Genomic DNA, 24316 nt, shown 5'->3' on the forward strand with positions numbered 1-24316 from the left:
CACTCTTACGCGGCTTTGTTGGCAGTCAGCCCCATCTTCTTGATGAGCCATGGCATCGTAAGACCCTGGACAAAAATCGAGAAAGCCACAACGGCAAACGCAGTGACGATGATAACCCCGCGCTCTGCTATGTGTTGAGGGAGTGCCAACGCCAAGGCAAGGGCAAGCGAGCCGCGCAGGCCTCCCCAGACAAGAACATGCTGATATCTGGGATCGACCTTCAACGAGGTGGGGTAGAGCAGGGCACAGAGCGGGTAAATAGCTAAAACCCTGCTAAGCAGGACGAGCGCCACCGCGATCGCCGAGCTGGCTGCGAAAATGCCGAGAGATTGGTGCGCTTCATGGCCGCCTATCAGGATAAATACGATCGAGTTGGCAAGAAAGGCCGCATAACCCCAGAAAGCCAGGACGTGGCTCCGTGCGTTGGCCGATATCGCACCTTTCCAGCCCACATTTCCGACCAGCAGGCCCGCGGTGAGCGTCGCGAGTACGCCCGACATCCCAAATTTCTCGGCAATCAAAAAAGATCCATAGGCCGCGATCGTGGTGAGAGTGATCTCCACGAGGTGATCCTCGGTCCGCCCCGCAATGAGAAGGAGCACCGCTGCGACGGCCGCTCCGATGGCGATGCCGCCCGCGACGATCCAGACAAAGGAAGAGGCGATGGCCAGGGGCGTGGCGCTGGCGCCTGACGCCACCGCCACCAGGATGGCGAAACCGACTGCCGCCGCTCCATCGTTGAGCAGGCTTTCGGATTCGACCAGCAGCCCGAGGCGCGGCTGCACTTTCATCTCCTTGAAGGCGGCTAATACCGAGACCGGATCCGTCGCCGCGATCAGCACGCCGAAGAGGGTTGCGCCAGTCCAACTCCATCCGAGCAGCCAATGCATGCCGAGTGCTACAACCGCAGCGGCGATCGCCACGCCCGGAAAGGCAAGCAAAGCAGTTACCGGAAGGTTGACGCGGAAATGGCGCCATTCGATCTCAAGCGCCGCCTGGAAAATCAGCGGCGGCAGAAACACCGTGAAGATCAGGTCCCGGCTCAGTGGCAGCTCGGTTCCGCCCGGGACAAAGCCGAGCGCTATCCCGGCCGCTACCAGACCGACGCTATAGGGAAGGCGCAGCCGCCTTGATATCATGGCGACAAGCGAGGCCGTCAGGAGAATGAGCCCGAGCGTGGGAATCGAGAGTTCGTCCATTCCGGATTATGGCTAGCTAGGATGGGATCCGGCAAGCACAAGCCGCTATGGCTACCCTGCACGGTCGCGGACGGCGCCATTGTGGGCACCAGAGGTTGAACGGGCAAGGAAAGGTCTCAGCCACTTTGCCGTCGAGTACGGATAAACCGGCAGCCTGACCACGCGAAATCGATACAGGCTAAAACCGGCGGATACCGGCGCCTTCGCATGCGCGGCACCGGACGGAGCGTCCAGGGCAGCCCTGGCGCTGAGTGCGTTCAGGACAGCAAGTGCCCCCGGACCTTTCCAACGACTGCAGGAGAACACGTTGCCGCCGCCCAGACAACGCGCCTAGCGGCAGTTTGAGGTCCGCCATGCTCCGCCAGCCGGCGCTTAGGTTCGAAGCGCCCAAGACGGACCAAGCTAAAAGTTATCCCACGGCGGGGGTCGAATACCCACGCCACAACGAGGAGACCCGTCATACCGCAGCTCGAGGCTCTTTGGCGTTACGGTCGCGTCCTCACCGGCAACGACTCTGAGGCGTATGATTTGGTTCAGGAGGTTTGGCCGCGCCCTGACAATGGCCGCCAGCTACGACACTTCTCGTCCCTTGCTGCCCTGGCTCGTCACTCTCGTTCGCAACATGTTCCTCACGCATGCCAGCCGGCGATACCACTTCGGCAACACATAGCGTCATTCGTTCGGCGGAACACGGCAGCCGATGGAACATTCCGTCTCGTCGCCGGTTCGACCTCGTCACCCCACACCTGATCCCCAAGGAGACGAGAATGCCACGCAAAGCCACACCGGCCGATATCAAATCGGCTGCCGCGATCCACGATCAAACGCTTATCCGCGGCAATGGCGGCGAATTGCATCAGGTGACCGAAGGCGAGACCGAAGTGTTGACCACGGCGCTTGGGACTCCGGTCTCGGACGACCAGAATACTCTGAAGATCGGCGAACGGGGCCCCACGCTGATCGAGGACTTTCATTTCCGCGAGAAGATCTTTCACTTCGACCACGAACGCATCCCCGAACGGGTGGTCCATGCCCGCGGCTACGGGGCGCACGGCTTCTTCGAGACTTATGAGTCGCTTGCCAAATACACGAGGGCCGACATCTTCCAACGGCCGGGCGAAAAGACGCCCGCCTTCGTACGCTTCTCGACGGTCGCCGGTAGCAAGGGATCCTTTGATCTGGCGCGTGACGTGCGCGGCTTTGCGGTGAAACTGTATACCAAGGAAGGCAACTGGGATCTGGTCGGCAACAACATCCCGGTGTTCTTTATCCAGGACGCGATAAAATTCCCGGACGTCATCCATTCCGTCAAACCCGAACCCGACCGCAACTTTCCGCAGGCCCAATCAGCGCACGACAATTTCTGGGATTTCATAAGCCTGACGCCGGAAAGCATGCACATGATCATGTGGATCATGTCGGACAGGGCGATCCCGCGTTCCTTCCGATTCATGCAGGGATTTGGCGTCCACACCTTCCGTTTCGTGAATGCCGACGATGAATCGATATTCGTGAAATTCATCTGGAAGCCGAAGCTGGGCATGCAGTCGGTGGTTTGGAACGAGGCCGTCAAAATCAACGGCGCCGACCCGGATTTTCATCGTCGAGACCTTTGGAACGCGATCAAGTCAGGCGATTTTCCCGAATGGGAGCTTTGCGTGCAGCTGTTCGATCAGGACTTCGCCGACGATTTCGATTTCGACATCCTGGACCCCACCAAGATCATCCCCGAGGAGATCATCGAGCCGATGCCGGTGGGTCGCCTTGTGCTCGACCGGATGCCCGACAATTTCTTCGCTGAGACCGAGCAGGTCGCTTTCATGACGCAGAACGTACCGCCGGGCATCGACTTCTCCAACGACCCGCTGCTCCAGGGGCGGAATTTTTCCTATCTCGATACGCAGCTTAAGCGTCTCGGCAGTCCGAATTTCACGCATATTCCAATCAACGCGCCGAAATGTCCGTTCCATCACTTCCAGCAGGACGGACATATGGCTATGCGCAACCCGGTCGGGCGCGCCAACTACGAGCCGAATTCCTGGGGGCAGGGCCCGCGGGAATCGCCGCAGCGCGGCTTTCGTTCGTTCGCCGATGCCGAAGGGGGCCAAAAGGTTCGGCTGCGAGCCGAAAGCTTTGCCGATCATTACAGCCAGGCGCGCCAGTTCTACGACAGTCAGACCGAGCCCGAGCAGCGCCACATCGCCATGGCTTTGACCTTTGAATTAAGCAAAGTCGAGACGCCGGTAATCCGCGAGCGCATGGTCGCCCATCTTCTCAACATCGACGATACGCTGGCGCAAACCGTGGCCGATAAGCTCGGCATCAGGACGATGCCGAATCCAGCCGACGCTGCCATGCCGCCTCGGGACGACCTTGAACCATCGCCGGCGCTCAGCATCATCAACAACGGCCCCAACAGCTTCAAGGGCCGAAAGATCGGCGTGCTCGTCGGCGAAGGCGCCGATGCCGGCCTGCTCAAGAAACTGCGACAGGCGGCGAAGGCGGAAGGCACGACCGTCGAGATCATCGCGCGGCGCGTTGGCGGCGTGAAAGGCAGCGACGGCGATCATATCGAGGCCAATCACATGATCGATGGCGGGCCTTCGGTGCTCTTCGATGCGGTCGTGCTGCTTGTCTCGGAAGAGAGCGCCGAGGTGCTTGCCAAGGAGACGGCAGCGAAGGACTTCGTGTCGGATGCCTTTGCGCATCTGAAGTTCATCGGTTTCGTGGCCGGCGCCGAGCCGCTTCTTGCGAGCGCCGGTGTGGCAGCCGATGCGGATGAGGGTCTCATCGCACTTGAGTCGGCCGGTTCGGTTCAGCCGTTCATCGAAGCCTGTCGCAAGCTCCGTCTCTGGACCAGGGAAAGCGCCGTCAAATTGTGAGCGGGCTCGCCGTCTGCGGCGAAGTTTAAGGGCGAGATATCAGCCCTTCTGCACCCCCTCCAGTGCAGCCAGCCATTCACTGGTTGCCCGGCATTTTGTTGCTGTCTTGCGCATTCTTGTGGACGCCCGCCGCCGGCGATGTGTCCTGAGGTGCGTTGCCGCCCTGGTTCTGTTCCGGTGCCCGCTTCACTGGCGATGTGGGCCAGCCTTTGTCAATATAGAGGAAGGCCGCGTAACAGGCCAAGAGAACCGCAGCAGTTAACAGCAGTGGCAGCAGCACTCGCTTCATCCGGGGCGCCTTCCTGGCAGTTCAGGCGGCAGCCGGCCGCACGGCGGCCAAGCTGCCGGAATCACAGGTCGCTGCGCCGCACGGTGTCGCGCTTGATGTCCTCGATATAGTCGCCAGCAGTCGGGTTGAAGGCGGCCCATCCGCCGGCTTCATATTCGCCGCGCCGTTCAGCGATGTCGACGGAATTGGGGCGGTGGAGGATTTCCCGCGCCTTGGAAGCGAGGTCATCCTCGACGCGCGCGGTGACCAGCGTGCCGCCGCGCCGCACACCTTCGGCGTAGACATGGGCGTCTTTCTCGGGCACACCGGCCTCGGTCAGTGCACCGACGATACCGCCGGCCACGCCGCCGACGACCGCCCCGGCAACTGCTCCTGCCGCCGTTGCTGCCAGCCATCCGGCCGCCACGATTGGGCCGAGACCTGGAATCGCTATCGTACCCAATCCAGTCATCAAGCCGCCGGCTCCGCCCACGACGGCACCGATGCCGGCGCCGGCTGCGGCGTTCTCGCCAGCCGGCGAAAGCGTGTTTTCGTGCCGATCATTTGCATTGCCGGCAACGACGCTGATGTCGGACGTCGGCACGCCCATGGATTCGAGCTCGCCGACGGCATCGGAGGCGTCGTCACGGTCGTCGAACAGTGCGGTGATCGTTTGCATCCCGGTGACTCCTTGGATCTGAGTTATTGCTGGCCGGAAAAGATATTGCCTTGGTAGTCGAGCGAGACGGAGGTGTTCTTCCCGTCCCTCTTCGCCTGGCCGCGCCAGATGCCCTGGTCGTCCTTGGAGAGAGAGGATACGTCCGTATAGCCGGCATCCTCGATACGGCTCTTGGCCTGGCCTTCGGTAAAACTGTTGGCACCCGGAACCGGGGCAGGCGGTTTGGGCGTCGACGCCGTTTTCACGGCGGGCATGCCTGTGTCAGCCGCTGCCGGCTTGGCACCCCTCGCCGCGGCAATCCTCTCGATCATGTCCCGATGCATCTTGAGCGTCGGCAGGGTCTGCGCCGCGAACGCCTTCAAGCTCGCATTGTCGCCCTCCTTGGCGTAAGACTGGAAGAGGTTCACCGCATCGGCATGCGCCCTGCGCTGCATCTCGACATAGGGCTGGTCGAAGTCCTGCGTTGTCGTGCGTAGCTTGTCCAGTTCCGCCTTGTGCGCGGCATCGGGTTCAGCCGGCACCTTCAGTTTCTGCTCCCCGGCAATGGTCTCCAGCTTGGCATTTGCCGCGCCGTGATCGGCGATCATCTTCTGGGCAAAATCCCGGACCTGCTGGTCCTTGGCGTTGTCCTGGGCGATCTTGCTCGAATCGACTTCAAACAATCCACCGACGGCGGCTTTGTCGACAAAACTTTGCGCGTCGTCGGCGCCGAAGGCGGGCAAACCGAGCCCCAGGATCGTCGCGACGGCCAGCGGTGCACAAAGTATCCGCATGTTCATGGTCCCATGCTCCTTGCTGGATAAGTGCGACCGAACAAACCCAACCAGGCATTGTTCCCGTTCGAAATGACGATTCCGCATTTTGGCAGAATGCACCGGGCGCCAAGTTCCCGCCGCGCCTTTTGACCCGCACAGGCCGTTCAGTTCGGGCCGCGGTTGCTTTCGGTCTATTGCCGATCATCAGCTGGATCGCGCCTTTTCCTTTCCTCAGGCTGCACCTCCCGTATCAACGAAAACCATTCGCGGGTGACCTCTTCCTCGCTGACCTCCGGCTTGCCCGAAGGGGTTGTAGTCAGCCGGCCGACGAAGGGGTAGCAGGCAAGAGGCTGGGACAAAGACTCGGCCATCTGGTTTGAAGGCCGTGAGCATTGCAGACCGCTGCTCTCGCCATGAGCGGCTGCTGGGCACGCCGCGTGGAAAGCACAGGATGAAAACCGATGAGCCTGAAACGAACCGATCCCGACAAAATGCAGTCAGGCGGAAACAATACCGAAGGTTAGGCGGAATTTCGGCGCGACAGTCATGCCGACCAAGATCCTGTTGAGGGGGCGCGCGAGAGCGTGGAGCACCAGCTCGAGCAAGAGAGCGAGCCGGTCGGGACCGAAGAAAGAGGCACGATAGCAAAATCAGGCCAGGGAGGAGGCCATGCTGCCTCGCAGAGGCTCACCTTTAAGGCCCTGGCCGGACCGGGACGCGGCTAGTCAGTGGCTACATCACCGGGCTTGCCCGAGTCGCCGGCTACTGTGGGGGTAAACCCTGCTGGAGACGCGAGTCAAAAATCAAAGCCTCACGATTCGAAAGGATCGTGGGGCTTTGTGATTCACCATTCATTCACGATATTAGAGCAGTCTCATAAACGGACATGCTGGTGTAGCTCGTACATGCCTTAAGGCCCCGGTGCAGACCCAAGCACTGGGGCCTTTTAACATCAAACGGCATCGGCCAGGTTTGGATCGTTGGTCGTTTCTGGCATGCCAAATGCAATTCTGATCTGCATGAGCTGATTGCCGTCCACATCGCGGACTGTGCACCCCAGATCGCAGTGTTCCGTGCGAAGCGGCCCTGTCATGAGTTTGCGAACGATATCGAATGCCCGTTCCTTTGCCGATGCGCTGCCCGGAAGCGTGGCCCCGCGTGCGTCGTGATAGACTTCACCTGTATCCGTAATGTCGAAGAAAAAGCGTCGCATGGGCGCCCTATACCCGGTCGTACTTTTCCAGCCCTAGCCGAAGGCGTTGGCGCTCCGCGTAGGCCATTGCGTGCAGCATGAGGGAAAACGTTCGGGCGGTCTCGTTGCCATCCTCGATGATGAGGACGTGCCAATTCTCGCCATCATCCACAACGCAGATGTTGTCGGGCTCTCGGTAGATAGGCAGGATTTGCACCAAACAATTTATAGGCCGTGACTGCGAAAGGCGAAATTACATGTGTGAATCTGTTGGGCGGTCGTGGCCTTCACTCCGCACAATCCACTCCACCAGTTTGGGATGGATGGTCGGACAGCCGGTGTATGTCGCTATCAGCTGCGCGGCAAATTCTCGCCACTGACGCTTTGGAATGTTCTCTTCTATGACTGCCTTATGGAAGGTCGTCCGCAGAATGTCGGCGTCGAACGCAGATAGTCCATTTTTCGCCATTGTTGCCCCGCGCAAGGCGGGGGCGAAAACCATTCCCCGCACAAGGGTGAATCATACCCGCGTATAGCGTACTTCGCCAGTCCTTTGAGGCCCGGCCCGTCGGCACCTGTTCCTAATTCACTTTGGGTTGGTCAACCAGGTAATCGCCTCTACCGGAAGGGAACAAAAGGGGACCAACACATTTCCTGTGCTGCAAAGGGAGCGTGCGCCATGAAAGAGCCAGGCATTGCGAAGGCGAGTGGAAATGACAACGTCGGCAAAGACCCCGACGAATGGGTCAGTGGTGACGACCCGATGACGCCCTCTCAAGCTTCGTATTTGAAAACCCTGAGCGAACAAGCCGGCGACGCGCAACAATTCCAGGAAGATCTCAGCAAGGCAGAGGCTTCCAAGCGCATCGACGCGTTGCGAGCAAAGCTCAAGCTTTAGAACTCCACCGAGGCTCCGAGTAGCAGCCAAGGAACAAAGCCTCTTCGGCCTTGTTGGGTGCTATTTTAGTGGAGTCTGATATGCGGCTTAGGGTCGTGCAACGCTCGCCTTGCATTTCCAATTATCCTGCATGGGACCACGGGGGGAATGAAGACGAGCCCAGGACAGTTTGCCTGCAGGGGAGGGCAAGGTGGCGCCGCGCGGCAGCTTAAGCCGGAGCCCGGTTGTTATTGATGCGGCCGATGAGTGAAGAGGCAATGGCTTCTGTGCTGGCGTCGCGAGATCAAGAGGCGCGAATTTTCGGGGTGTTTGATCAAGTGAACAAGCAGGACACGGCCATCGATGTTGGGCGGCTGGGAGAGGCAATCCATTTTATCGCGAATGCATCGATCTTGGGCTACGATGTTCGTTCCGCAGTCGTCATCTATGGCGAGCCCCAATCGACAAGCCTGAGATTGGGGCAATGCGAACAGCTTTGGGCCCGCTACGGACAATCGTTGATGGTGCCGGTTTGCGAGAGCAGTCGGCCTGGTCGCGAGTGATGCCGGGCCAAAGCACAAATGCCCTCAGCGCAAACCGCTCCACGCAAGTGGCGTCTTGGTCAGGTAATCGGCAACGACCGATCTTAAGGGAGTATCGGCTGCACTGTCAGGCGCGCGCCAACTGCGACCGCGTCGCCAACCTAAATGCAGCCACGAAATATGGCGGCCGCTCTGAGGCGTATGAACTTCATTTTCGCCCTTGCGAACGGCGTTGTCGAGAAACAAGTGCGCGAACTGCTCAAAAAGCACAGTCACAACATTTCGGTGCTGGTCGGAAATCGCGAAAGGTCAAGAGGCGGGAATGACGAAGTGACGGGTCCAGCTACGCGGAGACTGAGCCCGTGGGTGAGGCGTGCGCATGCGGTTGTGCTGGAGCGCGGGTTCGGGGGGCCCTGTGAAGGAGCCTTTTTGCCGCGCATCGGCGCACAGTGTCTATCGCGTTCTGTCAGCCGGCGAGGGCTGGGTGATCGGCAGATGGCTTTCGCTTACCCATCGCGGGTCCGCCGTCCTGCTTTCGCCTGTAGCTGAACCGACAGGGTATTCTGCAAGCACCTTTTCCAAAAGAGCCAAGCGCGCTTTGTGAGCACTCAACTCGTAGCCGAGGCGCAAAGCGCCGACAGCGGACTTGGGTATCGCCAGTAGTTCCCCGTGGAGGATGCTGATCCTGGTTCGCATATCAGCAACCTCGGCGCAAAGCGCCGCCTTAACCGAAGCTCGACCCCGCACGATGACCTCTTCTCGCGAAAAGCTGTGCCAAACTCCCGAGCGGTGCAACGGTTCCTTACCATATGCTAAAATACCCGGCTTTCCGGCGAGTGCCGTGCCGAAGCGGCTGATCGGTGTCGCCGATCAGCCTGTTTGTCCATTGGCCAGTCCCGTTTCAGCAGCAGGGCGCTGGGCAGGACAGCGGCAGGCCAACACAACACGGCCGACGGCGAAACCACGGCCGCCGCCGAAATCATAGCGCCGAGCCGACGCGCTCAGTTGCAGTTCTTGGCTTCCTGCTTGGTGGTCGCGGGATCTGTGGTCGTAGTCTTGCCATTCGCACCGGTTTTGCACTTGTCGACGGCACCCGACTGATCGCCGGTGGTGACTGTTCCTGCCGTATTGGCAGAATTGGAGCCGTTGTTGGAGTTGCCCGCATTTGCGTTGCTGTTGTTTCCACTCCCTCCCGAAGTTTGAGCCATTGCGCCGGTGGCCAGGCCCAGCGATAGAATTGCTACTGCAAGAACTTTGATCATGATGCCTTCTCCTGCCGCATGATTGCGACTAGGCCGCCCGAACCACGGGCCGAGTTGATTGTTCCGACCATGGAACAAGGTCTTCAGCGCAGATCCAAACCATGACTGGTGGTAAGTAGCAGTAGTGGGCGGTGGTCCGGCCGGCCCTTTGTGCCCGGCTGTATATCTGGGGCGCTTCTTGCGTTCTGCTTGCGACCGGGGCGATCGACAAGGCCCCTGTTATCTCCGGCTTCTTGGAGCCATTGCCGCCCGGTTCGGTGCGCCTAGGCCCCGTTTGCAATGCATATGAAGCAAAGGGTCGGCTCACAGTCGATCGAGTTCGATCCAGGCCGGCGCATGGTCGCTCGGCTTCTCCCACCCACGTGTCTCGACATCGACGCCGGCGTTGCGGAGCCGGCCCGAAACCACCGGGCTTATCAGCAGGTGATCCATTCGAAGACCGGAAGTCCGGTCGTAACCGCCCCTGAAAGAGAAGTTCCAGTAGGTATAGACGCCCTTTTGCGGATGGACCTGCCGCACTGCATCGATCCAGCCGTCATCGAGCATGGCGGCGTAGGTCCGCCGGCTTTCAGGGAAATAAACCGCGTCACCCAACCAGCGTCCAGGGACGGCAGCGTCGATCGGGGTGGGAACTACATTGTAGTCGCCGCAGAGGACGATCGGCGCTTTGGCCTCGAGCAAGGTCCGGCCGTAGCTGATCAGACGATCGAACCACCGCAGCTTGTAGTCGAATTTTGGCCCCGGCGCGGGGTTTCCATTGGGAAGATAGAGGCAGCCGATGACAAGTCCGTTCACGTCGGCCTCTATATAGCGGCTGTGGGTATCGTCGGGATCGCCCGGCAAACCGCGTCGACGTTCCCTTGGCTCTCCTCCTCGGGCGAGGATCGCCACGCCGTTGTAGGACTTCTGACCGTGCCATATCGCGCCGTAGCCGGCGTCTCTGAGCGCATCGGCGGGGAACTTGTCGTCCGACGTCTTCAGTTCCTGCAGGCAGACAACGTCATAGCTGGTTTCCCGCAGCCATCTGATAAGCACCGGCAGACGGCCATTGACGCCATTGACGTTGAAGGTAGCGACCCGGATCATCTAAACCCACCAGCCTTCGCGAACAGATCCTAGCAATCAAGTCCCCTGCGCCTGCCCCATTGTCCGTCTGCTGCTGGCCGAGCGCCTCTGTTTCGATCTCCTTCGCTTCCTCCTCGTCCATCCGGGCAATGCCATTTCGCACATTTCTTGCTACAGGTCAGCTCGTCCAATTGGCTTGCAAAGCCTGCGTGTCGCAATGCTCCGCGCGTTGGATCAAGCAATCCGGTCAGTTGAGCAGATGCGCGCCCCCATGGAAGAGCCGCTTGAGCAGCAAATTCAGCCATTGCTCCGTGGATAGATCGTCGCAACGATCCGAAATTTCGGTGATGGCTATTTCAAGCGTCTTCTCGACAAGCCGGTCGGCCGCCCCGGCGTCCGTCAGCATCAGGCGCGCAGCTAGCCGGAGCTTAGGCAGCAGGTCCACCACACCGAGCGCATCATCGCTGGACCGGTCCTGCTTGCTCGCGTCGGGAAAGAGAGCGACCTTGATCTCCTCGCGGCCCGCGGGCTTCAAAAGGCTGGCAATGTGCTCGAGCCGAGGCGGGATAATATTTCTCTCATATCCACTGAAGAAGACAAAAGGAATGCCTCGCTCAACCAGGCGGTCGGCGATCGCAAACACGTAGGTGCCATTCAAATTGATGTCGAGCACGGCCGCATCGGCGCGCTCGGCAAATGGCCGTGCCCCGGCCACACTGGAGACCGGACCGAGAATCTCGGCCCCAAGCCCGGCAAAGTAACGCGCGATATCGTCGGCGATGAAGAATTCGTCTTCAACTATGAGAATCCTGGCTCCCTCGAGGGATCTCACCTCATCCTCCTGTCCGATCTGATCTTGCGCGCTTTGCGGCGTGGGATTGCGGCGATCGCCGCTCGCAACGGCGCGGCGGGGCCATGCCGCCATATCCCTTCCGTGCTGCTGAGTGTCTGCTGTGCAAAGGCGCGAGATTCAATTATTCAGGCAAATCAATGCGCTGTGACGAGGTAAGTTCCAATCCACGGGATCCGGCGTCTCATGCCTGGCGCGGCGCGCAGGGCGGACCGTCGCAAGCAGCAAACGCTGGCCTGATCGGCCCCCCTGCGTCTTTGGGCACTTGCAGGCCGACCGTCCCGCTTGATCTGTCCGGGCTGATGCCTCGCAAACAGGCAAAAAATACTGCAGGACGCAATCGTCAGCTGAAGTTATCGACGTGGCAACGCCGCTCAGCGCTCGCGAGAGAAATCCAGTAGCAACAGATGCCAGCCATCAAATGGCATTTTTGGCTGCGGGCGGCGCCAACTTTCCTGTCATGCGCAGCCAGGGCTGGAACCTTTTGTGAAGCAGCCGGTTAGTGGCAAGAGTTTAACACATGTTAAGGGCGCGATCGTTGGCCAGAAGAACCCCGGAAGGGCTGCGTTCGAAGGAGCTGGAGGCGGCAGCGATTGCTCGCGCCATGCGTTCCGCGTTGCTCGCACTGAAAGAAGAGGCTGTGCCTGCCCGCATGCTCGAGTTGGCGAAACGGCTGGACAGGGCCATCGAACGCCGCAAGGCTTCGAACTGAGCCGAACCTGTCTGTGCGCTCTCACCAGGCCATGATGGCGCAAAAGCGGTAAAGACGGCGCGCTTCGAGCGGCGGCCAGAGCTCTGTCGAGCTCCGGCTCTCCTTCACAGGAAGGCGCCGTGCGCTCCAGCATGCTCGTTGGCGCCGCTGCTCTGTCAGTGCGCTGCCCCTCCTCTAGCGCTCCTGTAGCGGGTATGTGATCGCATCGAGCACGCGATGAGCGCCGCACATTGGCGAGGGGCTCGACGTGCCAGAGAATTTTGCCGGCCAACGGGTCGAAGTTTCGTGGTCGACCGCACAGCGCGAGGTTTGCCAGGCGGGCCGTCATATTTGGCTTCGTTGTCCGTTCGCGGTCGACAGCATGCTCCGGCAGCTTTCGCGCGGCTTGCCAGCAGCCAAGACGTTGCCCTTTGCTTCCTCCCTTCTTCTTCGCGCTCACGCTCCATGTGTCCTCTTCGGTGGAGATCTGGCTGGAGGACGGCTGCGCCTCGATCGCCTATGACGCAACAGCGCCGTCAAGACTTTCTTCCCCTGCCGGCTTCGCCGCCATTCCTCGCGGAGCCAAGAAAGTCTCTCCTTTGCTGTCCAAGCCCTGCGGGTGCGTCGGCGATCGCCACCAGCTGGCCGATCACCGTCGAGGCCGCAATGGTGCGGGTCGAAAGAAAGATGAAGGAGACTTTCAATGGCAACCATCGGTAGCTTCAAGAAGACCGGCGCAAACGAGTTCACCGGCGAGATACTCACCCTCAGCGTTCAGACCAAAAATGTCCGGATCGTCCCGGATGCGCGAACCAGCGGCGAGAACGCGCCGAGCCATCGGGTTCTTGTCGGCCGGGCAGAAATCGGGGCCGCCTGGTCCAAGCGCTCGAACGAAGGCCGCGACTATCTCGGCCTCAAGCTGGATGACCCGAGCTTCAACGCACCCATCTACGCCAACCTCTTCGACGACGAGGAAGGCGACGGATACAGCCTCATCTGGTCACGGCCCAATCGCCGCAACGGTGACTAAGCAGCCTGCGAGTGCCCCGCCCGGCCAAGCCCGGGCGGGGTTCTAACAGCCGGCAGAAAGCGCGCCGTGCCTGCGGCGAAAATTGGCGGGCGCCATTGGCGCCTTATCGGTCCGCTCGGGCGTAGCCGCGCCTGGTTTTTCGCGTTGCAAGCCGGGCCAGCGCCAAGGAGGCCAATTTATCGTCGTCAAAAACATCCACCTTCTGGCGGCCGCGCGTGCCAATGCGACCCCAATGCCGCACAAGCGACACCTCGCCGAACAGCGTCGGCTGCAATGACAAGGCATAATAGCGCGCCATATTGCGAGAGGGGTCAATGCGGCGCAGGAACTGGGGGCAGGCAGTCTGTGTCATGCGGTGCATAATCCGCGTGCAGCCCGCAGCGTCCAACGCGTTTTTTGAATCAATGGAGCGCCATCGATTCACGAACCTGATGCATCCGCGTCGAGCTTGCGGGGCTGGCCGGCGTGCCGCCGCAGCCGGCCAGCCCCGTGCAGCGAGGCGTTACCGGGCAGCCGACGCTAAAGTTCGACCAGACCAGGCTAGAGGCCGTCTTGGCGCTCGCCGATCAGCCCGTTCACCAGAGTCAAAAGACTGGCTGCCGACGATGCAGGCATATCCAGCACGCGCAGGATCAGCTTCAGCTTGTCGTCCGCCTCCTTGCGGCTTTCCCCGAAAAAATGCGGCGCCGCAGCGTGGATCATTTCGATCGGTGAACAATCCAGTATTTCGCAGATGTGAATCAGGCGCGTGGCGTGAAGCTTCGAAAAGGCCCGTTCATAGCGCGCAAAGATCGTCTCATGGAGTCCAACCATGGTTCCCATCTGGGCCCGATTGAGGCGCCTTTCATCGCGGCGTTCGCGGATGAAGTGACTGAAAGCCAGTTCCATTTCGCCAAAACTTCGAATGCCTTCGAACCCCGGCTTTCTGTAGACCGGCTTTTCGGATTCAGCATCTTCGGTTTCGACGAGCCCGTGCTCGGCAATGTATTTGTGAACATCCTTGAGTGCCATCGGCTACGGCTTGTGGCCCACTCCCAATCCCCCGGGCACATCGACGTGACATGCCTTCTGTCCCTCATTTGCGCCAAATCTGCCAAATCAGGATCAATTCGACACCTAACAGGCGAAGTGGCTTCCGATCAAACGTCTAATCCAGCCATCGGTTGGAAGGTGGCGTTTTGAGGATCACAGGCCGAGCTCATCCAGATATTTCACAATTGCGTTTTCCATGATCACCTGCATGGACGTATCAGTGTTGAAGGAGGCGAGCTTAAGGCGGCGTTTGGTCGGTCGATCGAGATGCACGTTGACAAAGCAAGTCTCTCCCTTCACCCGCGCTCGCTTCGTGCGCCTCAAAGCCTTGCGGGCCTCAAGCGCCTGGTCATAGCCGCCCTTGGTTTCATCCGCGCCCCCATCATCAATGCCGCCGGCGGCCCGGGGCGACGGTTCCCCTGCGGGAACCGCCGGAGCCTTGCGAGGAGCCGTGGCGAATTCTTCTAGCGAAAGAGCTTCCTTGCGGCTCATCGGCGCGTCTCCCCGGCGCCCAGACCGAACAGGGCGTCGATTTCGGCCACGATTTCCCGTGTCTCGCGCCTTGCCTTGGCAACCGCCTCGGTCACTTCCTGCATCTGCAGAGTACCCGTCCCGTTTTGAATATCCTTGTAGACATTCCTCTCCATCACCTCGGTCCTGAACAGGTAGGTCCCGACCTTGTCCTCAACGATCGGGCGAATCTTGCGGTAGAGTTCCGTTTGCCGGACAGTCAGCGATATGCGGGTCTTCAAGACCCCGTGACGACACGCGTGAGCACGGTCCTCGTTGACCCTGACGACCGACTCGAAACACTCGATGGCGCCAAGGACCTCGCGCTTGGACGGCTGTATCGGAGAGATCACCAGATCCGACCAGCCAATCACGGGGTCGAAGCTCGCGCTATCCTGTCCGGGCGTATCAACAAGCACATAGTCAAAGCGATGCGCATGCCGCTCCATGAATTGAGCGAGCGACCTGGTTGTCTTGTGGCCAAACACGCTAATCCCCTCGGGCTGTGATCGCTTCTCATGGCAGTCGCTCCACCACTTGGTCAGGTTGCTGCGGGCATCCATATCGATCATCGCGACCGTTAGGCCGCGCAAGGCGTATTCGCCGCCGATATTCATCAGCGCTGTTGTCTTGCCCGCACCGCCCTTGCCGTTGATGGCCGAAATCACGATGGGCATAGCTGTGCCTTTCTTCAGAAATGTGTCTCAACGCACACACGACTCCATCTCTGTAGCGGCATGGAGCGGTGTGAAAACAGAACTCCACGATCCTATAAAATCATAGCTTTTATGACTAGACAAAAATCGACAACAGGGCGCTATTGGCGATATTGACGGTCAAATTGACTTGGCAGGATACGGAAAAATGTGGTACATTTTTCCAGCGATCGAGGGACAGGCCCTCGATCCGCCGCCTGCGGCGGCGGGAAGTCCCGGGATCAGCAATGGACGGCGGACAAACTCGAGCGCGGCGCTCGGCGTCGGGAAAGCACAAGGTGGTGCGGACCCGCATGTCGGGCGAGGAACATGCGGCTGTCGCCGCGGCGGCCAACGCGGCCGGAATGACGGTTTCGGCGTTTCTGCGATCGCTGGCGCTCGAGGGCGCCGGGGTGCGGCCGTTCCTGAGCGAGACCGATCGCGCGATCTTGCAGCTGCTTGCCAGGGATCTTGTCGACATAGGCAAAAACCTCAGTCATGCCGTTCGCGCGCTCAACGCGGGAGGATCGGACGTGGGCTTGCATCTGGCCGCTTCCGTCGACGATGCTCGCGCGGTTGCCATGACGGTAGCGGGCGAACTCGCCCAGATGACCAAGAGGGCAGGGGCAGCAAGGCGGGGCGAAAGCAGCTGATGGAGTTCTTTCTGGGCGCCTTTGAGCGGGATTGGGAAAGGCGCCGAGCAGCGCTGCTCCACGACCTGCAGCGGGGAGGGCATGAAGAGCCGGCCTGGGAATGGCCGCGGAGGGCAGGGGCATCGCTGCTCGAAGACAGCCAGGCTGACGAGCGACAGCCTGCTCGTGGTGGATTTGTTCGCGGCCCGCATCGCAACAGCGTCGGCGATGCGGGCCGGCCGATGCCCACTCGTTTTGCAGCGCTCGCGCGCGGAAGTCAGGCGGCGGTCGTCAAGCTCGCCTCTTATGGCGGCGCTGCGCGCGCGGGGGCGATGATGAACTATGTCTCACGCAACGGCGAGCTGCCGGTGGAGAACGAGAAAGGTGAGCGGATTTCGGGAAAAATACCGCTCTCGAAAGTGCCGGCCGCATGGGACCATCTCCTCGACAATCGCGCGCCGAGCCGGGACGTTGCCACGTTCAGCGTCAGGCTGACCGGTGCTCTTTCGGAAGCCGGGAGCACCGAGGAGGTCTGCCGCGGGGTGTTGCGGGCCGGGTTCGCAGAGCGCCGGTTCGTGTATGCGGTGGAGCGCAAGGGTGATGACGAAGCCGAGATTCGCGGAGTGCTGGTGCTGCGAGACCCACAGGGAGAGCGTCTGACCGGCGATGCCAAGGCAGCGTCGATCGTCCAAAGCAGGTTCGAGGAAAGTCAGGCCGGGAACGGGATGGCGGCGCGTTTCCAGTTCCATTCGCATGGCAATGGCGTCGAGTTTGCTGCGGCCCGCATTCGCGCATTGGTGCAAGATCACCCAGGTAAAGTGCATGACGAAGGAGGTCGCGCGATCGGCACCGTCGAGCAGGCCGGCGATCTCGTCCACAAGCAATGGCGCAGCCAACTCCACAGCCGCAGGGGCAGGGATGTGATGCATCTGCTGGTTTCGGCGCGCGCAGGCACAGATGTGGCGTCGTTCAATGCGGCTGTGCGGGACTTCCTCGGCGAGCAATTTACGTCGCATCGCTATATTTTTGTCCTGCACGATCCGGCCGATGATCCGAAAGATGTGCGGCAGGGCGGCAAGCGCCCGCACGTCCATGTCCATGCAATCGTCACCATGCGCTCCGAAACGGGAGCGCGCATCGAGACCAGTCCGCAGGTATTCCGGCAGTGGCGTTCATCCATGGCCGAAAAAGCCCGAATGCGCGGAATTGCCATGGAGCTCACCGACCGTCGAGAGTTTGCCAGCGCTCCTTCATACTCGCGCGCGCAGGTCAGGCCGGTCGGCTATTCGGGCAGGACCGAGCATGAGGGTACAAGCGAAGCCGCCCAGCGCCGCTACGCCGCCAAGCGCATGAACCAGTGGCACGCTGCCAGGACCGGGCGCAGTGCACGCTATGTCGCGCAAGCGGTCAAGACGTGGCGAACGATCTCTCTGAGCAGTGGCGACAGCAGGGTCGCTGCCTTTGCCAAGCATCAGATCCGGCGGATAGAGAGAGCCGCAAACGAATGTCAAATTGACCCGGGCCGGCTTGATCTCGTCGGTGGAAGCGTAGACCTTAGAGCCAATATGACTGCCCTGAGAGAACTGATCGGAGGTCACGATACTCCCATGCACACAATGACACGTCCTGAATTCGAGGCCTACCGCAGCCGCGTCGAGGCGATGCTGGTCGACGTAGCCGCTTCCATCCAGCCCGGGGAACGAAAAGACTTCCTCGCGATCGCCGCGGCCGCGCGCGAGGTGATAGACATCCGACGCGAGTACCTTGAGCTTTCAGAGCGCCAGCATGCTGGCGGCGCCTACCCGGCACCAGAACCCACCCGCGGATCGGCGGTCCACGACCGCGATGCCGCGGAGGCGACGCGGGCGCAGGAGCGATCAGGTAAGCAGACTCGCGACCGGGACGCCAAGGGCAGTGGCTTGGAACCAGCCGGACCGGCGACGCCCGCTTCCAGAGCCGGAGAGAGACCGGTCAGCAAGTCCGCGCAGGCTGCATCGACTGCGCCGGGCGCAACGGCCGAGCAGGGCGGCAGAGCCAAGCGCGGAGACCGACCCGAAAGCGAAGGCGAGCCGGCACCCGGTATTTTGCCCGCGATGCAGACGCGGGCCGCAAGGAATGTCACGGAGCGGCCAAATCGGGCAGGCGAGCCTGTGAGGGGCGAGCAGAAAACTTCTCAGCCCGATCCCTCCGCACAACGGGTTGCGCGCCTGCAGGACCTGCAACGGGAGCTCGAACAAAAGGCCGACCGGGAAGGCAGCGAGCGTGAGCGCTAGGCTGTCATTTTGGTGGGTAGTGCAGGGCAGGTCAGCTGGCTGCCCGCAGATGCCTGATGGGCTTTCCCGGAGACATTGCCTGGGCGGCGCGGACTATGCTTTGGGCGTCGATGCCATAGTGCCGGTAAAGATCCGCTATGGTGCCGGTCTGGCCGAAATGTTGCACCCCAAGAGAGCGCGTCCTGTGACCTTGGACCGAGCCCAGCCAGGCAAGCGTCGCCGGATGCCCATCCAGAACCGTGACCAGGGCACAGTGAGAGGAAATGTCTGCCAGCAGTCGCTCGACATGGCTTTGCGCGTGAGCGAGACCATGCTCCCTTGCCCGTTGCGCCGCGATCCAGCCTGAGTTCAAGCGGTCAGCGGAGGTAACGGCCAGCAGGCCAACGTCGCGCCGATCCTCTGCAATCAGTCCGACTGCCTGGAACGCTTCAGGCGCCACGGCTCCGGTGTAAGCAACGACCACTTCGGCGTTTGGCCCTGGCTTGCGCATCCAATAGCCCCCACTCAGCATGGCGTCGGCCAAGGCTTGGTCGACGGCGCGTCCGGGCTGCTCGATCGGACGTGTCGATAGCCTCAAATAGACCGATCCGCCCTGGGCGTCGCTGAGCCATGTCTCTGGATCGGGGTGGCTGTCGCCATGACGCTGCAAATGCTCGAATGAAAAGCGCAAGATGGTTGCAAGTTCATCGACAAAGGCTGGCTCGAAACTGGCAAGCCCATCCTGTGCCATGCCTATCAATGGCGTGGCGATCGATTGATGGGCGCCGCCTTCCGGCGCGAGACTTATGCCTGAAGGAGTGGCAGCGATAATGAAGCGTGCATCCTGGTAGCAGGCATAGTTCAGCGCATCCAGCCCGCGCTCGATGAACGGATCGTACAGGGTCCCGATCGGCAACAGCCTTTCCCCGAACAGAGAATGGGAAAGTCCGAACGCCGATAACGTAAGGAACAGGTTCATCTCGGCAATGCCGAGTTCCAGGTGCTGGCCCTTAGGGGAGAAGTCCCAACTGAAGGTCGACGGTATGCGTTCTTTCCTGAACAGATCGACGGCTTCCTGCCTGGCGAAAAGACCGCGGCGGTTAACCCAAGGGCCAAGATTGGTGGAGACCGTAACGTCGGGCGAGGTGGTCACGATCCTTTGCGCGAGTTCGGTATCGTGCCTGGCAATCTCATTGAGGAGCAGTCCGAATCCCTGCTGCGTCGAAATAACCGACTGGGAGGGCGCTGCAAGCGCCGCGGGCACACGGACCTTTGCCGCGTCATAGCGGCGGGGACCCTCGGCGTTGAAAGGGGCAGCCGCGACGAATTCCTTCAACTGCCGGGCCGGAACGGCAAGGCCTTCAAAGGCGTCCCATTCCCGTCCGGGGCGTACCCCCAGCCTGGCGCGCAACTCCTCGATCTGCGCCGACGTCATCAATCCGGCATGGTTGTCCTTGTGGCCGGCCAGGGGCAGACCGAAGCCCTTGATCGTGTAGGCCAAAAAGCAGACTGGCCGATCGTGCTTGCCTGCTTCATCGAAGGCCTTAAGCAGCGATGGAAGGTCATGTCCTCCAAGATTGGTCATCAAGCGGGCCAGCTCCTCATCCGTGCGGCTTTCCAGCAGCTTGGAAACGGGACCCTGGTCGCCGAGGTCATCGAGCAATCGCCTGCGCCAGGCGGGTCCGCCCTGGAACGCCAATGCGGAATAAAGCTGATTGGGGCAGGCATCGATCCAGTGACGCAGCGCCTCGCCCCCGGGCTCTTTGAATGCCGTTTCGAGAAGCGTTCCGTATTTGAGGATTACCACGTCCCAGCCGAAATTGCGGAACAGTGAGACAAAGCGCTCCCAGAGCCCCTCCCTGACGACGGCGTCCAGGCTCTGGCGATTGTAGTCGACAATCCACCATGTGTTGCGCAGGCCGTGTTTCCAGCCTTCCAGCAGCGCTTCGAAGATGTTGCCTTCATCCAATTCGGCGTCGCCGACAAGCGCAACCATGCGGCCTTCCGGTCGGTTTTTGGCCATGCCTTTCGCGCGAAGGTAATCTTGCACCAGAGCGGCGAAAAGCGTTTGCGCGACGCCCAGGCCCACGGATCCGGTGGAGAAATCGACATCGTCGACATCCTTCGTGCGCGAAGGATAGGATTGGGCGCCCTGATAAGCCCTGAAGGCCTCCAGCTTGTGGCGCGTCTGATTGCCGAAAAGATACTGAATGGCGTGGAATATCGGACTGGCATGCGGCTTCACCGCGATCCTGTCCTGGGGACGCAGGACAGCGAAGTAGAGAGCCGTCATCACCGTGGCAAGCGATGCCGAGGACGCCTGGTGTCCGCCAACCTTCAGGCCATCGTCATTCTGGCGAACATGGTTGGCATGGTGGATCATCCAGGTGGACAGCCACAGCACCTTGCGCTCCAGGGCTTCCAGGCAGGAAAGTTTCAGATCGTCCATTTCCTGCTCCACTGCTTGAGACCCGCAGCATAGGAAGAACTCGCGATCGGTTGCAGCCAAACTGGTAACAATCCGACCCGCGTTTTGCTATTCTCAGCCAATCAATGTGTCAGGAACGGTGATTCATGCTAAAAGACGGGATCGACCATATCGATCGCAAGCTGCTGGCAGCACTGCAGGCGGATGCCCATGCGACGACCGAAAGCCTTGGCGAGATCGCCGGGCTTTCTCCGTCTCCCTGTGCTCGCCGCGTGCGGATGCTCGAGAAGTCAGGCGTGATCAAGGCCTATGTAGCGGTCGTGGACCAGGTCAAGGTCGGTCTCCCCGTCAGCGCCTTTGCCTCGGTCAAGCTGGAACGCCAGCGAGAGGAGGAACTGGATCGTTTCTCAAGCACCGTTTCGCGCTGGCCGGAGGTGGTTGAGTGCTATCTGATGACGGGGAAGATGGATTTTCTGCTGCGCATTGTCGCCAAGGATCTGGCTGCTTATGAAGCGTTCCTCAAGCAGAAGCTTACCAGACTCGACGGGGTCGCTTCGATCGAAACCAGTTTTGCTCTCGGCCAGGTCAAGCATGCGCTTGGCCTGCCGATTCTAGCTTGATTGCGGAATGGCGCTTACGCGAGCGCGGCGGCCTCAGTCCGGGGCTGACCGGTGTTCGGCGTAGACCTGACATCGGCGCCTTAGAGATGCGCCGTTTATCCGGTGGAACGGGACAGGGCCGGTAAGGTCAACATAAGCGCAACGTCGCCAGGAACTCGGAAATGTGCTATGTTGCTGCCATTATGGACGTCGGCAGCAGCTCAAAGCTTGTCATCGCCGCTTCACGGGACCAGACCCAAGCGACGTATGGTGAGATTGACGACATCGACTACCATCTCCGCGAGACACACCGGACGATTGAGCAGTCCCGCATTCTATTGCGCGTTGTGAAAGCGCCTTTCATCCAGTGGAACGGGACAGGGGCTGGTGATGCCAACGAAAAGCCCGCCTACCCGGCCTGCGATAATTCCGGTGGCGAGCCTTGCTGACGGAGAGGACGGCTGCATCCCTGAGGAATCGACCGTCTTGGACGGTTAATCCGCTAGTGGCGGAAACGTTCCAGATCGGGACAGGGCGTAGCGGGGCGGACTACTTTTTCAGCAAGAGCGCTTCACGCACCAGCGACGACAGATTGCCCACACCGAGCAAGTCGATAAGCTCATGGGCCTGTGTATGGGTGATGCCGGTTCTGTCCACAAGCCAGTTGGCGTGCTTTTCCTTAGCAGTCTGAGGCTCGCGGCCGCTCTCTCTGGACATGGCTTTTCTCCCGTTGGGGCGAAAGCGTGATCGTCTCTTCCAAGCGTCCGTTGCCAAAGATTTATGCGCGGGCGACCAGATAAGCCTACGCCCTAACCAGACGAATGGCTAGGTCTATGAAGCCGGTTGGGTCTGTTCAACTATGTAACCGTCCGGCGTAACCGTCCGGCGTTCGAAAGAACAAAAAGAGAATAGAATGAGTGATCCCCGACCACCAACGGGCCGGCGCTGCTGGAGTCTTGAACAGCCGCTGGATCTGACGAACTGATACGTCGAGCAGGCTTGCCGCTGCAACAGTCGTCATGCGCCGCTCCAAAACCTTCGACAGAACCTCGATGCGTTGCAGCTCGCGCTCGCACATCAAAATCAATCCCAATCTGCAATCTCCCGCGCTCTCGAACGCGGGCAGATTGGCAAGGCAGGAGCGACATTCCTACTTTGCCAGATCCGGACATTTTAACTTAGCTGCTACATGCGCCAGCAAGTTAGAAATGCGACACTCATAGGGCGGGGGCGTTCGGTTCCTAGCAAAGTAGAAATGTCGCATCGACGGTAAAGCCGCGCCTTCTTGGCGCCGACGAGAGCGCCCGATCGGGCGTCAGCTGGTCAGGGTTGCGCAGCCCGATCGGGTGCGTTCCAGTGAAACTCCTCCGGCTTTAGCTTTGAGAGCTGGCTTCATTCTGCAGCAGCCAACCCCGCCAGGGCCTGTTCTCGCCGCGCAATGACCGCCGGATCCTTCGTGAAATCCGTCTTCTTGCCGGGCTTGCGGCCACGCTTCACGTAGCCGTTGCTCTGACTGCCGTCGGGGATGCCGAACATGTGGTTTGTCTGCCCGGTGCGCCGCGGCCCGTGCTGGCTGCGTTGAAGCTCTCGGCCAGCCTGCATTGCAGCAACCAGGTCCAAGGCGGCATCCAGCCGCTTGTTCTCAACAATCTCCGATCTGTGAACCGAGCGCAGCTTGTCGAATGTCTTGTAGGGTAGGGAGGTGCTGTCTTCCATGATCTCAAGCCGACCGTCAGGATAGTCGCAGACGACTACCTTCTTGCCGGCCAGACTCTTCGCAAAGGCGCTCGGCTCGAGGATGAACAGCACCTTGTCGTAGCGTAGCGTCAGGGCCTGCGACAGCGTGCGGAACTCTTTGCGGCACATGGCGCCGTCCAGATTCTCATGCTTGGCCAGGGGACGGTGCATGTTCTTCGGATTGCGGGGCTCCTTGCCGAAGCGGGCGTTGAAATCGGCGGCAAACTCCGCCGCAAAGGCGTTGGCCGCCTCGATCGTGCTGATGCCGCGCAGGCGCAGCTCCTTCACAAGCCGGTCCTGCAGCGTCTGATTGGCGCGCTCGACACGGCCTTTGGCCTGGGGGGTGTTGGCGCAGATGATATCGATGTTCAGTTCGTATAACGCTCGACCGAACTGCGTCAGGCCGGTCGTTCGATCCTTCTCGGATCCATGCGTTGTACGAAAAACCCCATGCTTGTCGCTGTAGAACGAGACAGGCTTGCCCCATTCCTGCAAATACGTCTTTGTGGCGATCAGGTAGTCGAACGTGTTCTCGGAACCGGCAAAGCGCAGATGCAGCAGCTTGCCGGTGGCGTCGTCGATATAGACGAGCAGGGCGCATTTGGGGCCGCGGTTCTCGAACCACCAATGACGTGAGCCGTCGATCTGCACCAACTCGCCGAAGCAATCGCGCCGGCCGCGCGGCTGGTGAAGTTGCTTCTTACGCTCCCGACGCGACGTCCAGATGCCGGCTTCCGTCATCCATTGGCGTAGCGTCTCTTTGCTGACAGCGATTTGATGTCGTTCGAGTAGCTTCTCTGTTGCGAGTGTTGGCCCGAAATCCCTGTAGTAATCACGCACCAGGTCCAACACTGCATTGCGGAACTCCTCGGCGTGTCGCCGGTTGCTCGGTCGGCTGCGTCTCTTCGAAGCCAGAGCGCTCGCACCATCCTGATCATAGGCCCGCAAGAGCCGATGCACCTGACTTCGACTGAGGTTCAGAACCTCAGCTGCCTGAACGACGCTAAGCCGACGATCGCGGATCTTCTGGATGGCTTCAAGACGATTGAGCTCGTTTTGCGACAACGTGATCAAAGGCATGGCGGCTCCGCAATACGCTCGGTCCCACGCCGGCGTTGTGAAGTCGTCAGCCTTCCTTT

The 24316-nt window shown here is 60.5% G+C and carries 25 protein-coding genes; 9 read left to right on the forward strand and 16 right to left on the reverse strand.

The window, feature by feature from the left end; translation table 11 throughout:
- Positions 1-5 precede the first annotated feature (5 nt).
- On the reverse strand, positions 6-1199 hold the full coding sequence (locus tag FJ974_RS28285) for a cation:proton antiporter (protein WP_140532170.1): 1194 nt from the start codon (positions 1197-1199) through the stop codon (positions 6-8).
- A 767-nt stretch (positions 1200-1966) separates the two neighbouring features.
- Here FJ974_RS28285 and FJ974_RS28290 point away from each other — a divergent pair.
- Entirely contained in the window at positions 1967-4081 is a 2115-nt protein-coding gene (locus tag FJ974_RS28290) for a catalase (RefSeq protein ID WP_140532172.1), read from the forward strand.
- Between the two features lie 76 nt (positions 4082-4157).
- Here FJ974_RS28290 and FJ974_RS28295 read toward each other — a convergent pair whose 3' ends face one another.
- From FJ974_RS28295 to FJ974_RS28310, 4 genes are all read right to left on the reverse strand, one after another.
- On the reverse strand, positions 4158-4370 hold the full coding sequence (locus FJ974_RS28295; protein WP_140532174.1) for a hypothetical protein: 213 nt from the start codon (positions 4368-4370) through the stop codon (positions 4158-4160).
- A gap of 61 nt (positions 4371-4431) precedes the next feature.
- Positions 4432-5028: a hypothetical protein gene (locus tag FJ974_RS28300; protein ID WP_140532176.1), complete on the reverse strand. Its 597-nt coding sequence runs from the start codon at positions 5026-5028 to the stop codon at positions 4432-4434.
- A 23-nt stretch (positions 5029-5051) separates the two neighbouring features.
- Positions 5052-5807 (reverse strand): DUF4142 domain-containing protein, encoded by a 756-nt coding sequence (locus FJ974_RS28305; protein ID WP_140532178.1) that lies wholly within the window; start codon positions 5805-5807, stop codon positions 5052-5054.
- Between the two features lie 928 nt (positions 5808-6735).
- Positions 6736-6996 (reverse strand): DUF6894 family protein, encoded by a 261-nt coding sequence (locus tag FJ974_RS28310; protein WP_140532180.1) that lies wholly within the window; start codon positions 6994-6996, stop codon positions 6736-6738.
- Between the two features lie 658 nt (positions 6997-7654).
- Here FJ974_RS28310 and FJ974_RS28315 point away from each other — a divergent pair.
- Together FJ974_RS28315 and FJ974_RS28320 are read left to right on the forward strand one after the other, a co-directional pair.
- Positions 7655-7873 carry a DUF3072 domain-containing protein gene (locus tag FJ974_RS28315; protein WP_140532182.1) on the forward strand — a complete coding sequence of 73 codons (219 nt, stop codon included), beginning with the start codon at positions 7655-7657 and terminating at the stop codon, positions 7871-7873.
- Positions 7874-8115: 242 nt separating this feature from the next.
- The gene (locus FJ974_RS28320; protein WP_226891700.1) at positions 8116-8415 is read left to right on the forward strand and encodes a hypothetical protein; all 300 of its coding nucleotides are present in this window, start codon (positions 8116-8118) and stop codon (positions 8413-8415) included.
- Positions 8416-9395: 980 nt separating this feature from the next.
- Here FJ974_RS28320 and FJ974_RS28325 read toward each other — a convergent pair.
- From FJ974_RS28325 to FJ974_RS28335, 3 genes are all read right to left on the reverse strand, one after another.
- Positions 9396-9656: a hypothetical protein gene (locus FJ974_RS28325; protein WP_140532186.1), complete on the reverse strand. Its 261-nt coding sequence runs from the start codon at positions 9654-9656 to the stop codon at positions 9396-9398.
- Positions 9657-9959: 303 nt separating this feature from the next.
- Positions 9960-10739: an exodeoxyribonuclease III gene (gene xth, locus FJ974_RS28330; protein ID WP_181177064.1), complete on the reverse strand. Its 780-nt coding sequence runs from the start codon at positions 10737-10739 to the stop codon at positions 9960-9962.
- 229 nt (positions 10740-10968) lie between these two features.
- Entirely contained in the window at positions 10969-11646 is a 678-nt protein-coding gene (locus tag FJ974_RS28335) for a response regulator (protein ID WP_226891701.1), read from the reverse strand.
- 463 nt (positions 11647-12109) lie between these two features.
- Here FJ974_RS28335 and FJ974_RS28340 point away from each other — a divergent pair, with 463 nt between their 5' ends.
- Positions 12110-12283 (forward strand): hypothetical protein, encoded by a 174-nt coding sequence (locus FJ974_RS28340; protein ID WP_181177055.1) that lies wholly within the window; start codon positions 12110-12112, stop codon positions 12281-12283.
- Between the two features lie 682 nt (positions 12284-12965).
- Positions 12966-13292: a DUF736 domain-containing protein gene (locus FJ974_RS28345; protein ID WP_140532190.1), complete on the forward strand. Its 327-nt coding sequence runs from the start codon at positions 12966-12968 to the stop codon at positions 13290-13292.
- Between the two features lie 103 nt (positions 13293-13395).
- Here FJ974_RS28345 and FJ974_RS28350 read toward each other — a convergent pair whose 3' ends face one another.
- From FJ974_RS28350 to FJ974_RS28365, 4 genes are all read right to left on the reverse strand, one after another.
- Positions 13396-13644, reverse strand: a complete 249-nt coding sequence (locus tag FJ974_RS28350) for a WGR domain-containing protein (protein ID WP_140532192.1) — start codon at positions 13642-13644, stop codon at positions 13396-13398.
- Positions 13645-13832: 188 nt separating this feature from the next.
- Complete coding sequence (locus FJ974_RS28355; protein ID WP_140532194.1) at positions 13833-14303, reverse strand: helix-turn-helix domain-containing protein; 471 nt, start codon at positions 14301-14303, stop codon at positions 13833-13835.
- 174 nt (positions 14304-14477) lie between these two features.
- Positions 14478-14816 carry a hypothetical protein gene (locus FJ974_RS28360; protein WP_140532196.1) on the reverse strand — a complete coding sequence of 113 codons (339 nt, stop codon included), beginning with the start codon at positions 14814-14816 and terminating at the stop codon, positions 14478-14480.
- Positions 14813-15511, reverse strand: coding sequence for a ParA family protein (locus FJ974_RS28365; protein ID WP_140532198.1), 699 nt, complete (start codon positions 15509-15511; stop codon positions 14813-14815). Before FJ974_RS28365 ends, FJ974_RS28360 begins: the two co-directional genes overlap by 4 nt.
- Before the next feature lie 266 nt (positions 15512-15777).
- Here FJ974_RS28365 and FJ974_RS28370 point away from each other — a divergent pair, with 266 nt between their 5' ends.
- Both FJ974_RS28370 and FJ974_RS28375 read left to right on the forward strand, forming a co-directional pair.
- Positions 15778-16182 (forward strand): plasmid mobilization protein, encoded by a 405-nt coding sequence (locus FJ974_RS28370; protein WP_226891702.1) that lies wholly within the window; start codon positions 15778-15780, stop codon positions 16180-16182.
- The gene (locus FJ974_RS28375) at positions 16182-18434 is read left to right on the forward strand and encodes a conjugal transfer protein TraA (protein ID WP_140532200.1); all 2253 of its coding nucleotides are present in this window, start codon (positions 16182-16184) and stop codon (positions 18432-18434) included. The genes FJ974_RS28370 and FJ974_RS28375 overlap by 1 nt, the downstream gene beginning before the upstream one ends.
- Positions 18435-18465: 31 nt before the next feature.
- On the opposite strand, the gene FJ974_RS28380 is transcribed toward FJ974_RS28375, so the two are convergent.
- On the reverse strand, positions 18466-20862 hold the full coding sequence (locus tag FJ974_RS28380) for a transketolase (protein ID WP_140532202.1): 2397 nt from the start codon (positions 20860-20862) through the stop codon (positions 18466-18468).
- A gap of 125 nt (positions 20863-20987) precedes the next feature.
- Between FJ974_RS28380 and FJ974_RS28385 the strand changes: the two genes are divergently transcribed.
- Positions 20988-21461: an Lrp/AsnC family transcriptional regulator gene (locus FJ974_RS28385; RefSeq protein ID WP_140532204.1), complete on the forward strand. Its 474-nt coding sequence runs from the start codon at positions 20988-20990 to the stop codon at positions 21459-21461.
- Positions 21462-21622: 161 nt separating this feature from the next.
- A complete protein-coding gene (locus tag FJ974_RS28390; protein WP_140532206.1) occupies positions 21623-21889 on the forward strand; it encodes a hypothetical protein in 267 nt (88 codons plus the stop codon).
- Between the two features lie 100 nt (positions 21890-21989).
- On the opposite strand, the gene FJ974_RS28395 is transcribed toward FJ974_RS28390, so the two are convergent.
- The 3 genes from FJ974_RS28395 to FJ974_RS28405 all read right to left on the reverse strand — a co-directional run bounded on the left by FJ974_RS28395 (position 21990) and on the right by FJ974_RS28405 (position 24257).
- Positions 21990-22157, reverse strand: a complete 168-nt coding sequence (locus FJ974_RS28395) for a hypothetical protein (RefSeq protein ID WP_181177056.1) — start codon at positions 22155-22157, stop codon at positions 21990-21992.
- A 136-nt stretch (positions 22158-22293) separates the two neighbouring features.
- Complete coding sequence (locus FJ974_RS28400) at positions 22294-22533, reverse strand: hypothetical protein (RefSeq protein ID WP_140532208.1); 240 nt, start codon at positions 22531-22533, stop codon at positions 22294-22296.
- A gap of 299 nt (positions 22534-22832) precedes the next feature.
- A complete protein-coding gene (locus FJ974_RS28405) occupies positions 22833-24257 on the reverse strand; it encodes an ISNCY family transposase (protein ID WP_140532210.1) in 1425 nt (474 codons plus the stop codon).
- Positions 24258-24316: the final 59 nt, after the last annotated feature.

It is taken from the genome of Mesorhizobium sp. B1-1-8 (assembly GCF_006442795.2).
Taxonomy (GTDB): domain Bacteria; phylum Pseudomonadota; class Alphaproteobacteria; order Rhizobiales; family Rhizobiaceae; genus Mesorhizobium.